Here is a 12,392-nt window from a genome sequence, read left to right as displayed (position 1 = left end):
TGCCAGCCATGTCTTTATCCGTATAATGTATGCAGTTTTTCATTTTTACATTCATGATCGGAGTTGACTTATGCAACGTATCGTCATTATTGGCGGCGGCGCAGGTGGACTGGAACTGGCAACACAACTCGGACGCTCACTCGGGCGTCGTCATCTGGCTCAGATCGAGTTAATTGATGCTAATTCAACCCATTTGTGGAAACCGCTGCTACACGAAGTCGCCACCGGAGCCCTGGATTCGGGCATCGATGAGCTGAACTATCGGGCTCATGGCAAAAAACACGGCTTTAACTTTCAACTGGGTCGCATGGCCGGGCTGGATCGCAACCATAAGCAGGTTATTCTGGCTCCCATGCTGGATGATCAGGGTGAAGAGGTTCTGGCAGAACGCAAGGTAAGCTATGACACTTTAGTACTCGCACTGGGCAGTGTGACAAACGACTTTGGTACTCAGGGTGCCAAAGAGCACTGTGTATTTCTCGATAGTCGCCGCCAGGCAGATAAATTCCACCAGACCCTGTTGAATGAATTTCTCAGAGCCAATGCCAGAACGGGCGATAATGATCAAATTCGTGATCTGGATATTGCCATTGTTGGCGCAGGCGCTACCGGCGTTGAGCTATCGGCTGAGTTATACAATACCGCCGAAGAGCTGGTGAGTTACGGCTTAAAGAATCTGAAACCGGAAAACCTGAAAGTTACCTTGATTGAAGCCGGTGAGCGTATTTTGCCAGCGTTGCCACAGCGCATTTCAGCAGCAGCGACCAAAGAGCTGGAAAATCTGGGGGTTACCGTTCGTACTAACACACTGATTACTGCCGCCACGGCAGAAGGCTTCGAAACAAAAGATCAGGGCCCGATCAAAGCCAAATTAAAAGTCTGGGCAGCCGGTGTCAAAGCGCCTGAGTTTATGAAAACACTGGGGTTAGAAACAAACCGGGTGAATCAGATTGTGGTGAACCGGCATTTGCAGACAGAAGATGACAACATTTTTGCCTTAGGTGATTGCGCCTGTATGTTGCAGGACGACGGAACACCAGTGCCACCACGCGCACAGGCAGCGCATCAACAGGCATCACATTTATTTAAGGCCTTAAAAGCCCGCCATAAAAATCAGCCAATGCCGGAGTTTGTGTATAAAGATAAAGGCTCACTGGTGTCGCTGAGTCGTTACAGCACCGTTGGCAGTTTAATGGGCAATCTGACTCAGGGCTCTATGATGATTGAGGGCCGCTTAGCGCGACTGGTGTATGTTTCCCTGTATCGCCTGCATCAGATTGCACTACACGGTTATTGGCATACGCTGTTGCTCACCTTAGTAGGCCACATCAATAAAGTGATCCGGCCACGTCTTAAACTGCATTAATGGGTTAAACACCATTAACCGATTATTGATTCGCTAAGCGATAATCGCCGGGGGTCATACCAGTCCAGCGCTTAAATGCCTTATAAAAAGCGCTGGGCTCGTTATAGCCGACCTTATAAGCAACTTCATACAAAGGGATTTCTTCATGCTGCAGAAGCAATAACGACAGCGAATGGCGTGTTTCATCGAGTAAATTCTGATAATTGGTGCCCAGCGCTTTTAGACGGCGTTGTAAATTACGCACACTGATACCCAGGCGCTCTGCCACATATTCCTGAGTCAGTTGCCGGTCTGGCAAATACGTTTGCAATACGGATTTTAGCTCACCATAAATCGCCAGATATTCATTGAATTTATGATGCCCTTTTTCCAGCTGGCGCAATTCATAACGATAAGATTCAGCTTGCTGAAAAGGATTATTACGTTGCCAGTCTGTACCTGAAATTCCTAACGAAAAACTGTCAGCACACAGCACCTTCATTCCGGGAAATATACTGAAGTCGATATCGTGATGAATATTTTGCGGCACATATAAGGTTAATTTCCCTGGAGTTCCGGTTTCATCCAACACATCCCGGCAAACAAAATACAAACCGGAAATAACCAGTAACGCAGCATAATGAAATGTATTTTCAGAAACTGCAGATATCAGGTTTAATCGAACCTCATCCTGGCCGGTAACAATATCAAATGTCACGCGCCCCACAACAAAATGTGAAAAGCGGCAGCACAGGGGTAAAACATTTTCCAGACAATCACCGTAGCGCAATATACGCATGATTGATAAATCCTGCTTTGCAATATACTCACCGGCAGCCAACATCTGTGAGTACTCGATCCCTTGCTGTTGCAGAAACAGATACACATCGGACAAACGTGACGCAACGACCCAGCTCGGTAATGGCTGAGCAGGATTTAATTTAAGTAATTGCCATACAGGTGTCGTATTGATGCCCCGACTCTCGCAGAATTCCAGCAAATGCTGAATAATGGCTACATCAACCTGAGCTGTTGAGTTGATATCCTGTCTCAACATGGATTTTTGATTATTTATTATCACGTCCCGGTAAATCAGCTTATATATCGTTATAAGAATACAGATAGAGTATTTATATTATTGATATGAGTGTCTTTTCCGGTGCGTTTTATGTCAATAGACAGAGACGACAGAGCAACAAATGTCAGCTGAAAACCGCAAATGCTGTTACAAAGAGTGGAAATAAGCGACAAAAAATAAATACGTCAGAAATCAGGCGAACCGTTATCCGAAATACTTCCTATTTCATCCAGAGCGTAAGCAATATGATCCTGAGTAAAACCGCGATAGGCCATAAAACGATACAGCTTTTGTTTTCGGTTCGGATCATTTTCTTTCAGAGAGTCATATTTTTTTTTCAGAGTATGCAACGCATTGTCATACCAGTCTCCCTCAAACGCCTCTAATACCAGGCTGATGGTTTCAGCCGAAATGCCTTTTTCACGCAACTCCTGTTTGATACGTACAGGGCCCAGTCCACGAGAAAAGCGTGAGTTAATAAAAGACTCGGCAAAGCGTTGGTCAGATTGCCATTGGCGTTGCTGAAGATCATCTAATACGCGTTCAAGCACATCAGGATGTTCGCAGCGGGAATTCAGTTTGCGGAATAATTCTAGGCGGGAATAATCACGTCGCGACAGCAGATCGACTGCTGCGCGACGTAATTCATTTTCATCGAGAAAATCAGACTTCTTCTGTTGCGTCCACATCATCTGAAGCCGATTCATCGGTTGTAATGGTTAATAGCTGAGCACGGATCTGAGCTTCAATCTCAGCGGCCATTTCAGGGTTTTCTTCCAGGAACTTGGAAGCGTTAGCTTTACCCTGACCAATCTTGTTGCCTTTGTAGCTGTACCAGGCACCGGATTTCTCAACCAGTTCACATTTCACACCCAGGTCGATCACTTCACCCATGTGGTAAATGCCCTGACCGTACATGATCTGGAATTCTGCCTGACGGAATGGTGGTGATACTTTGTTTTTCACCACTTTCACCCGGGTTTCGTTACCGATAATTTCATCACCCTGCTTCACTGAGCCGGTACGACGAATATCCAGACGTACCGATGAGTAGAATTTTAAGGCGTTACCACCGGTTGTAGTCTCCGGGCTACCAAACATCACACCAATTTTCATACGAATCTGGTTAATAAAGATCACCAGACAGTTGGCATTTTTAACGTTGGCAGTAATTTTACGCAGCGCCTGAGACATCAGACGTGCCTGTAAGCCAACGTGGGAATCACCCATATCGCCTTCAATTTCAGCTTTTGGCGTTAACGCTGCGACGGAGTCCACCACAATCACATCAACCGCACCGGAACGAACCAGGCTGTCGCAGATTTCCAGTGCCTGCTCACCCGTATCCGGCTGTGATACCAGCAGGCTATCCAGATCAATGCCCAACTTCTCGGCATACAGTGGATCTAACGCGTGTTCTGCATCAATAATGGCAACGGTTTTACCAGCCTTTTGCGCCTGCGCCATCGCTGACAGACACATGGTGGTTTTACCTGAGCTTTCCGGGCCATAAATCTCAACAATTCGACCCATTGGCAGACCGCCAATGCCTAGAGCAATATCCAGCCCCAGAGAACCCGTGGAAACCGCCGGAATCGCTTCACGTGGTTGTTCACCCATCTTCATGATGGCGCCTTTACCAAACTGACGTTCAATCTGGCCCAGTGCAGCATCAAGCGCTTTTTGCTTATTCGCGTCCATAAAGAATTCCTTTAATGTTTAACCATTCAGACCGGCGGGTGAAACACCTGTTTCGATCACTGTAAATTTAACCAGTATTTAACCATAGCTTTTTTTAGCCGCCAACCCCTTCAGAGTAAAAAATACTGGAAAGATATACAGGAATTTTTTAACGGCTTTTTTCACCCCTCTCCCTTACAATTCCCCCTTTCATTTTTCACTCGCATTTGTACCCACTATTTCCACGATTCAACTACGTGATTAAGGACACCTGTCATGGCAGCTCAGCCCAGCACCAAACACACTCCGATGATGCAGCAATACCTGCGTATTAAGGCCGACTTTCCAGACACCATTCTGTTCTATCGCATGGGTGACTTTTATGAGCTGTTTTACGACGATGCCAAAAAAGCAGCGCAACTGCTCGACATCACCTTAACCGCTCGTGGCAAAAGCGGTGATGGTCAGCCGATTCCCATGGCCGGTGTACCGTTTCATGCCGCTGAGAACTATGTGGCCAAACTGGTCAAGCAGGGCGTATCGGTCGCCATTGCAGAACAAATCGGTGACCCGGCGACCAGCAAAGGGCCGGTAGAGCGCAAAGTGGTTCGGGTATTAACACCCGGCACACTAACCGATGAAGCGTTATTAGATGAACGCAGTGACAACCTGCTGGTTGCCTTGTGCTCAAATCAGCAACGCCATGGTCTGGCAGTATTGGAAATCAGCTCAGGGCGGTTTTCGGTATTAGAAGTCGATGGCGAAGAAGCCTTGCTGGCTGAAGTTGAGCGCCTGCGTCCGGCGGAATTATTGGTCAATGAAGAGAATGCTTATCCGGAAATGATCAGCGAACGTATGGGCTTTAAGCGCATGGCACCCTGGCATTTTGAATCAGACACCGCGCTGCGACTGCTGACACAACAATTAAAAACCCGTGATTTGCGTGGCTTTGGCTGTGAAGCCATGCCAGTAGCCATTCGAGCTGCCGGTGCTTTATTACATTACGCTCAGGACACCCAGCGCAACAGCCTGCCTCATATTCGTACACTCACGGTAGAACAGCCAGACGACGCCATTGTGATTGATCCGGCATCGCGCCGTAATCTGGAAATCGACATCAACCAGAAAGGTGATGATCAGTACACCCTGACCTGGATTATGGATAAAACCGCCACCGCCATGGGCAGCCGTTTGTTAAAACGCTGGCTCAACCGGCCAATTCGGGATCAGCAACAACTGCAACAACGTCAGGGCTTTATTCGCCAGCTGATTGATGGTTACGCCTGGGAAGGCATCAACAAAGCGCTGAAACAAGTAGGCGACATCGAACGGATTTTATCCCGTGTAGCACTGGGCTCTGCCCGGCCTCGGGACCTGGCACGTCTGCGGGATGCGTACACCGTATTACCTGAGATTCGCCAACAATTGCGTGACCTGGATACACCACTGGCAGTGGCGTTACACGAGCGGGCGCAGGAGTTTCCGCAGTGGGTTGAGCGTTTAACCCAAGCCATTATTGAAAATCCGCCGGTGGTGATTCGTGATGGCGGTGTGATTGCCGAAGGTTACGATGCCGAGCTGGATGAGCTGCGTGGCCTGAGTGAAAACGCCGGAGACTTTCTGGTCAAACTGGAAGAGCGGGAAAAACAGCGCACCGGCCTGAACACCCTAAAAGTCGGCTACAACCGGGTGCATGGTTACTACATTGAAATCAGCAAAGCTCAGTCGGATCAGGCGCCTACCGAGTACATTCGTCGCCAGACACTGAAAAATGCTGAACGTTTTATCACTCCCGAATTAAAAGAGTTTGAAGACAAAGCGCTGAGTGCCAAAAGCCGCGCATTAAGCCGGGAAAAAATGCTGTACGAAACTCTGGTTCGCGAGTTAGGCGAAGACCTCATTAATTTGCAGGTCAGTGCCGCGGCCTTATCCGAACTCGACGTGCTCACTAACTTAGCCGAACGGGCGGAAACCTTACGTTTTGTACAACCACAACTGGTCGATGAATCGGTCTTACATATTCAGCAAGGCCGCCATCCGGTGGTGGAAAACCTGATTACCGATCCGTTTGTCGCCAACGATACCCAGCTGGATCAGCAACAGCGGATGCAGATTATTACCGGCCCCAACATGGGCGGTAAATCGACCTATATGCGTCAGGTGGCAGTAATCACTCTGTTGGCCTATGTTGGCAGCTATGTTCCAGCGGAAGCTGTCACTTTGGGGCCGATTGATCGTATCTTTACCCGCATGGGCAGCGCCGATGATGTTGCCGGTGGCCGTTCAACCTTTATGGTGGAAATGACCGAAACCGCCAACATCCTTCATAACGCCAGCGAAAACAGCCTGGTGCTGATGGATGAGGTCGGTCGTGGCACCAGCACCTTTGATGGCTTATCTCTGGCCTGGGCCAGTGCAGCCCACCTGGCCGATTCTATTAATGCGTTTACCTTGTTCGCCACTCACTACTTTGAAATGACCGCGCTGCCCGAACAGCATGACAATGCCTGCAATGTCCACCTGAAAGCGACCGAGCACGACGATAAAATTATCTTCCTGCATTCGGTTGAACAGGGGCCTGCCAACCAGAGTTATGGCTTACAAGTAGCGCAGTTAGCCGGTGTACCGACCAATGTCATCAGCCAGGCCAAAGCACAACTACAACAACTGGAGCAGCAGGCGCCGACTCAGGCACAACCTGCGTCACAAGAACCGGCCGCCAGCGCTCAGGCCGCTGCAGAACAGCCTGCTCAACCTCAAAACCAATCACAAACCGACATCCAACATCAACCCCAGCCCCAACATCAGCCCCAGCAAGGTGATATGTTCTCTGTGATGCCATCGGTTGTGGAAGAGAAACTCGGCACGCTGGATCTGGATAATATGACGCCACGACAAGCGCTGGAGAGTTTGTATCAACTCAAAGAGTTGCTCTGAGAAGCAGCCATATTCGCCCGCCTCCTTATAAAAGCCACTTATATAAGATGGCCTTTTTAGAACCAGACTAATGGAAACTATAACCCATTGGTCTGGTCGGACGCTTGCGGCCCGGGCAAGGGCTACCTAGAATTGCCGTTTAATTACTAAAAATACGCTGCTCACCTTATATAAGATAATTCACTATAGGATGAAGACAGCAAACCGAATTAGCTGATGATAACTAGGAGATTACCGCATGGCATTTGTGGTGACTGATAACTGTGTGAAATGTAAGTACACCGACTGTGTTGAGGTGTGCCCGGTTGATTGCTTCTACGAAGGCCCGAACTTTCTGGTCATTCATCCGGATGAATGTATTGATTGTGCCTTGTGTGAGCCTGAATGCCCGGCTCAGGCGATTTTCTCAGAAGACGAAGTACCGGCCGGTCAGGAGCAGTATATTGAGCTGAACGCAGAGCTGGCGGAAGAATGGGCAGATAACAACATCACCGAACAAAAAGATCCGTTACCAGATGCTGAAGAATGGGACGGTGTACCCGACAAGCTGGAACACCTGGAACGCTAACCGAGCAGACTGCTGTGTAGCATGTCGTCTTAGCGTCTTCTTCAAAGCATAAAAAAAGCGGAAGCCTTATCAGCTTCCGCTTTTTTTATTGTTATAACTTTTATCGCTATAACACCAACTCACAACAAAAAACATGCCATTTAGACAAACACAATGCGGGAGTTCATTTGCCTCTCCGGCATGCTCAGCCGATACCTTGTGATTCGTGATTCGGTTATCAAGCTATCGCCAGCGTGTGTCAGTTGGTTGGCTTTATCTGCTACTCAGATTTCACCAAAGATAGTCATCGCGTTCAGACCTTGTTTTTCCATGATCTCGCGCAGGCGCTTCAGGGCTTCAACCTGAATCTGGCGAACACGCTCACGGGTCAGGCCAATTTCACGACCCACATCTTCCAGCGTGCTGGTTTCGTAGCCACGCAGACCAAAGCGGCGGGATAAGACTTCACGTTGCTTTTCAGGCAGCTCTTCAATCCACTGACCTAAGTTGGCGTGAATGTCCTGGTTCTGCAGTTCTTCACTCGGATCAGAAACACGGTCATCAGCAATGGTGTCCAGTACAGACTTATCAGAGCTTGGGCCTAATGGTGTATCAACTGACGTAACACGCTCATTCAGCTTCAGCATGCGCTTAACGTCAGCTACCGGCTTTTCTAACAGCTCAGCAATCTCTTCTGCGGTTGGCTCGTGATCCAGCTTCTGAGTCAGCTCACGGGCAGCACGCAGGTAAACATTTAATTCTTTAACCACATGAATCGGCAGACGGATGGTACGGGTCTGGTTCATGATGGCACGTTCGATGGTCTGACGAATCCACCAGGTTGCGTAGGTTGAGAAACGGAAACCACGCTCCGGATCGAATTTTTCAACCGCACGAATCAGACCCAGGTTGCCTTCTTCGATCAGATCCAGCAGTGATAAACCACGATTCACATAACGGCGGGAGATTTTTACCACCAGTCGCAGGTTACTTTCGATCATGCGACGACGGCCCATTTCGTCACCTTTACGAGCCAGACGTGCGTAATGCACTTCTTCTTCGGCGGACAATAACGGAGAGAAGCCAATTTCGTTCAGATATAACTGAGTTGCGTCCAGTGCTTTGTATGAGGTATCTGCGGCAAAGCGTTCGTCCGATTTTGCGTCATCGTCTGATTCTTCAACCAGAGCCAGCGCTTCTACATCTTCAAAAACGTCTTCTTCGCGTAATTCACGTTGTTGTGCTGCCATGTCGTTTCCCGCCTTGTTTAGTGTGATCATCCTGAATCTGAACCGAAACAGATTTCATACCAGAACGATTGATTACTTTTTATCCACTCAAGTCCGGGATTCGGATGTCTTACCTCCGTTTGGCAGGTAAGTGCTTAAGTGGATCAACCGGCTTGCCGTTTTTGCGGATCTCAAAGTGAAGTTTCACTTTGTCGGTACCAGTAGATCCTATTTCGGCAATCTTCTGGCCAGCTTTAACAACGTCTTGTTCACTGACCACAATCCGGCTGGTATGGGCGTAGGCACTGAGGTAAGTCTCATTGTGTTTGACGATTACCAGGTTGCCATAACCACGTAGTCCACGTCCCGCGTAAACTACGGTTCCAGCCGCTGCTGCCAACACAGATTCACCCAAAGCACCGTCGATATCAATCCCCTTGTTTACGGGCTTTCTGGTCGAAAAACTACTTATTAAACGGCCGTTCACCGGCCACTGCCACCTTGCTTCTCGGTTGCTGACTGGCGGAGGTGGCGTCTTATGACTGATTTTAGCCTGAGGCTGAGATTTGACGGTGTTTGTGACGGGTGGTTTTGACGGTTTTTCGACACTGCGGCTGGCCTGAATTGCCGCAGGGCGGGGGATATTACGAACGTCAATTTTTTGTCCCGGGTAGATGGTATAGGGTGCTGATATCGAGTTAGCGTTTGCTAACGTTCGGAAGTCTAGTCCATAGCGCCAGGCAATCGAAAACAGAGTGTCTCCTTTTTTAACGCGATGGAATCCCGTCGTCTTTTCTTCACTACTGAACTTTCTTTCAACTGAAACAAAATCGCGACTGGAGAGGCATCCTGTTACGAGTGTAACTAACATGACTAATATGACATGGGAGGTAATTTTCATGATCGCCCGCAGATGGTTATTTTTTGACACTCAGAAACGACAGCTTTTTGTTTTGTGACGGATTCCACGTTCTTTCTAACCATTCAAAATTAAAATTGAAATACTTATTCCAAAAAACTCTAAAAAAAAGAATTTTTTTACTCCAAAAGATCTTTCTATACGCTAGTCATACGCTCAGATACAAAAAAGCGGCAGTACTAACCTGCCGCTTCATTCTTTTACTGAACAAATGTTTGCACATTTATCAAACAGCGACTACCGCTGTTACTCATTCGATTGTGCAACTTTTTCCAGAATCAGTACCAACCCGGCACCGGCAATCATGAGTAACAGGGCAGGAATCAGAGTCTCTGGCGCCTGCTCCAGCGGCAAACTATTGCTCTGCAGGAAAGGAACTTCCTCTCCTTTGGAGTTGATTCGTGTGCTGATGGTTTCTTTCCAGGGCCAGACTTTGGCCAGCGACCCCAACATAAACCCGGTCAACAGAGCAAACATCACATCTTTATAGTGATGCAGACACCAGCTCAGAATACGGGAAAACAGCAGCAAGCCAATCCCGGCACCTGCGGCAAACAACGCCATCACTCCCAGGTCCAATGCCTTTAAAGCCGCCAGAATCGGTTCATACAATCCCATCAGCAACAGAATAAAGCTGCCGGAGATACCCGGAAGAATCATGGCACAAATAGCAATGCTACCTGCGGCAAACAAAATCAGTGGCGTTGCCTCCACTGACGACGGCGATGCCAGACTAATGCCCGCTGCAATAACAATCCCCGCCAGCAGGGTCAGTGCTTTACGAAAGTTCCAACCCTGAATCTCTTTGCCGATATGCCAACTGGACGCAATGATCAGACCAAAAAAGAATGACCATAATAATTCCGGCTGTGTCAGTAATAAGTGGTGCAGTACCTTGGCCAGTGATAACAACGCCAGCAGCACACCACTGCCCAACACCAGCAAAAAGGTGCCATTAATGGCTTGCCAGGCTGCCTTTGGCCCCTGCTTAAACAAGGTTTGCAGCGCATTAATATTGATGCTTTTAATCGAATCCAGCAGCTCGGTATAGATGCCGGTAATAAAGGCAATGGTGCCACCCGACACACCGGGAACCACATCGGCCGCTCCCATAGCAATGCCTTTCAGAAACAGCCACAGGTGCTTCATAGAATGTCCTTAATCAGAAATAAATGGGTTGTGAACCTAACGCTGTACGCCTGACAAAAATGGTACAAAGCGCGCCGGCTCCAGTGTTTTACGCGAGAAGTGATTGCCCCGGCGGGTAATCAGCACCAGCTTTTGTTCTTCTGTACCGACTGGCAATACCAAGCGGCCACCTTCGGCCAGCTGATCCAGCAGCGACTGCGGCACATCTTCCGGAGCCGCCGCAGCCAGAATACCGTCATACGGGCCATGTTCAGGCCAGCCCCAGGTACCATCCGATAATGCCAGTGTGACATTACGCATTTGTAACGCCTCCAGGCGCATAGCGGCTTTTTTATGCAGAGCTTCAATGCGCTCAACGCTGTACAAATGCGTCACTAACGGGCTGAGCACCGCTGTCTGGTAGCCGGAGCCAGTACCAATTTCCAACACTTTATTCAGCGGGCCAGCCGCCAATAGCACTTCAGTCATACGTGCCACGGTGTAGGGTTGAGAGATCGTCTGACCATTACCAATCGGCAGCGCAGTATCTTCATAGGCACGATGGGCTAAGGCTTCATCAATAAAAAAGTGACGTGGTGTGCTGGCAATCACCTGTAACACGTCATCGTTTTTAATGCCGGATTCCCTTAAGCGATCTACCAGTCGGTTACGTGTACGTTGAGAGGTCATGCCGATGCCGGCGAAGTACTGTTCATTCACGGCTGTTACCCACCCATTCCATCGTGTTGGCCGATCAATGTCTGTAACTGCGCGGCAACATCCGCCTGGGCTGTATGTAAGGTCATATCCATATGGATAATGCTGATGGAAACCTGATGCTGCTTAATTGCATAAAAGTCAGTGCCTTCTCCGGCGTCGGCGGCATCACCGGCGGCAGAAATCCAATAACAGTCTTTACCGCGAGGGTTGGTGGTTAATACCGGGTTATCGGAACGCTGGCGATGACCTAAGCGAGTGATCGCAAATCCCTGTAATTGCTCATAGGGAAGATCCGGCACATTAATATTAATAACGGAGTTAGCGGGCAGAGCCAGTTGTTCAACGTGTGGCAACAGCTCAATAATGACCCGCGCCGCCGTGGCAAAGTGTTGTTTTCCCACCAAGGAAACAGCGATTGGGGTTTTACCCAAAAAGCGCCCTTCCATTGCTGCTGCCACAGTGCCGGAATACAGCACATCGTCACCTAAGTTCGCTCCGGCATTAATACCCGAGATAACACGCTCACATTCACCATCAAAAAAAGCATTCACACCCAGGTGAACACAATCCGTTGGTGTACCGTTGATGCTGATAAAGCCATTATCGAGACGAGTGGGATGTAACGGTCGGTCGAGTGTCAGTGAGTTACTGGCACCGCTGCGATCACGATCGGGGGCAACCACATGAATCTGATGACCTTGTTGTTCCAATGTTTGCGCCAGTGTTCTCAGGCCCGGTGCATGTACACCATCATCATTGGAAAGCATCAGTTTCATGATATTTCTCTGCTCGTAAAAAACTATTTATCG

The 12,392-nt window shown here is 48.7% G+C and carries 11 protein-coding genes; 3 read left to right on the top strand and 8 right to left on the bottom strand.

The features are described from left to right. Positions 1-70 precede the first annotated feature (70 nt). Complete coding sequence (locus ACO05E_RS11925; RefSeq protein ID WP_419813158.1) at positions 71-1,366, top strand: NAD(P)/FAD-dependent oxidoreductase; 1,296 nt, start codon at positions 71-73, stop codon at positions 1,364-1,366. Between the two features lie 22 nt (positions 1,367-1,388). Here the strand turns inward: ACO05E_RS11925 and ACO05E_RS11920 are convergent, their stop codons facing one another. The 3 genes from ACO05E_RS11920 to recA form a co-directional block, all read right to left on the bottom strand. Next, positions 1,389-2,402, bottom strand: coding sequence for a helix-turn-helix transcriptional regulator (locus ACO05E_RS11920; RefSeq protein WP_419813157.1), 1,014 nt, complete (start codon positions 2,400-2,402; stop codon positions 1,389-1,391). A 206-nt stretch (positions 2,403-2,608) separates the two neighbouring features. Continuing rightward, a complete protein-coding gene (locus ACO05E_RS11915) occupies positions 2,609-3,115 on the bottom strand; it encodes a regulatory protein RecX (RefSeq protein ID WP_419813156.1) in 507 nt (168 codons plus the stop codon). After that, a complete protein-coding gene (gene recA, locus ACO05E_RS11910; protein WP_419813155.1) occupies positions 3,087-4,124 on the bottom strand; it encodes a recombinase RecA in 1,038 nt (345 codons plus the stop codon). Before recA ends, ACO05E_RS11915 begins: the two co-directional genes overlap by 29 nt. A 255-nt stretch (positions 4,125-4,379) precedes the next feature. Between recA and mutS the strand changes: the two genes are divergently transcribed. Together mutS and fdxA are read left to right on the top strand one after the other, a co-directional pair. Then, positions 4,380-7,040: a DNA mismatch repair protein MutS gene (gene mutS, locus ACO05E_RS11905; protein ID WP_419813154.1), complete on the top strand. Its 2,661-nt coding sequence runs from the start codon at positions 4,380-4,382 to the stop codon at positions 7,038-7,040. Between the two features lie 238 nt (positions 7,041-7,278). Then, complete coding sequence (fdxA, locus tag ACO05E_RS11900; protein WP_419813153.1) at positions 7,279-7,608, top strand: ferredoxin FdxA; 330 nt, start codon at positions 7,279-7,281, stop codon at positions 7,606-7,608. 263 nt (positions 7,609-7,871) lie between these two features. Here the strand turns inward: fdxA and rpoS are convergent, their stop codons facing one another. The 5 genes from rpoS to surE all read right to left on the bottom strand — a co-directional run bounded on the left by rpoS (position 7,872) and on the right by surE (position 12,359). Continuing rightward, positions 7,872-8,837: an RNA polymerase sigma factor RpoS gene (gene rpoS, locus ACO05E_RS11895; RefSeq protein WP_419813152.1), complete on the bottom strand. Its 966-nt coding sequence runs from the start codon at positions 8,835-8,837 to the stop codon at positions 7,872-7,874. 109 nt (positions 8,838-8,946) lie between these two features. Further along, positions 8,947-9,717 carry a peptidoglycan DD-metalloendopeptidase family protein gene (locus tag ACO05E_RS11890; RefSeq protein WP_419813151.1) on the bottom strand — a complete coding sequence of 257 codons (771 nt, stop codon included), beginning with the start codon at positions 9,715-9,717 and terminating at the stop codon, positions 8,947-8,949. A 264-nt stretch (positions 9,718-9,981) separates the two neighbouring features. Further along, positions 9,982-10,884: a DUF368 domain-containing protein gene (locus ACO05E_RS11885; protein WP_419813150.1), complete on the bottom strand. Its 903-nt coding sequence runs from the start codon at positions 10,882-10,884 to the stop codon at positions 9,982-9,984. 36 nt (positions 10,885-10,920) lie between these two features. Beyond that, positions 10,921-11,553 (bottom strand): protein-L-isoaspartate(D-aspartate) O-methyltransferase, encoded by a 633-nt coding sequence (locus ACO05E_RS11880; RefSeq protein WP_419813149.1) that lies wholly within the window; start codon positions 11,551-11,553, stop codon positions 10,921-10,923. 35 nt (positions 11,554-11,588) lie between these two features. After that, positions 11,589-12,359 carry a 5'/3'-nucleotidase SurE gene (gene surE, locus ACO05E_RS11875; protein WP_419813148.1) on the bottom strand — a complete coding sequence of 257 codons (771 nt, stop codon included), beginning with the start codon at positions 12,357-12,359 and terminating at the stop codon, positions 11,589-11,591. Positions 12,360-12,392: the final 33 nt, after the last annotated feature.

The sequence above is a fragment of the Bacterioplanoides sp. genome, assembly GCF_965226395.1.
Taxonomy (GTDB): Bacteria; Pseudomonadota; Gammaproteobacteria; order Pseudomonadales; family Oceanobacteraceae; genus Bacterioplanoides.
This window is presented reverse-complemented; position numbering and strand designations above follow the sequence as displayed.

Excerpts from the sequence above, each read along its gene's own strand:
- ACO05E_RS11925 (WP_419813158.1), top strand. The coding sequence starts at position 71 with ATGCAACGTATCGTCATTATTGGCGGCGGCGCAGGTGGACTGGAACTG.
- ACO05E_RS11920 (WP_419813157.1), bottom strand. The coding sequence starts at position 2,402 with ATGTTGAGACAGGATATCAACTCAACAGCTCAGGTTGATGTAGCCATT.
- ACO05E_RS11915 (WP_419813156.1), bottom strand. The coding sequence starts at position 3,115 with ATGATGTGGACGCAACAGAAGAAGTCTGATTTTCTCGATGAAAATGAA.
- recA (WP_419813155.1), bottom strand. The coding sequence starts at position 4,124 with ATGGACGCGAATAAGCAAAAAGCGCTTGATGCTGCACTGGGCCAGATT.
- mutS (WP_419813154.1), top strand. The coding sequence starts at position 4,380 with ATGGCAGCTCAGCCCAGCACCAAACACACTCCGATGATGCAGCAATAC.
- fdxA (WP_419813153.1), top strand. The coding sequence starts at position 7,279 with ATGGCATTTGTGGTGACTGATAACTGTGTGAAATGTAAGTACACCGAC.
- rpoS (WP_419813152.1), bottom strand. The coding sequence starts at position 8,837 with ATGGCAGCACAACAACGTGAATTACGCGAAGAAGACGTTTTTGAAGAT.
- ACO05E_RS11890 (WP_419813151.1), bottom strand. The coding sequence starts at position 9,717 with ATGAAAATTACCTCCCATGTCATATTAGTCATGTTAGTTACACTCGTA.
- ACO05E_RS11885 (WP_419813150.1), bottom strand. The coding sequence starts at position 10,884 with ATGAAGCACCTGTGGCTGTTTCTGAAAGGCATTGCTATGGGAGCGGCC.
- ACO05E_RS11880 (WP_419813149.1), bottom strand. The coding sequence starts at position 11,553 with ATGACCTCTCAACGTACACGTAACCGACTGGTAGATCGCTTAAGGGAA.
- surE (WP_419813148.1), bottom strand. The coding sequence starts at position 12,359 with ATGAAACTGATGCTTTCCAATGATGATGGTGTACATGCACCGGGCCTG.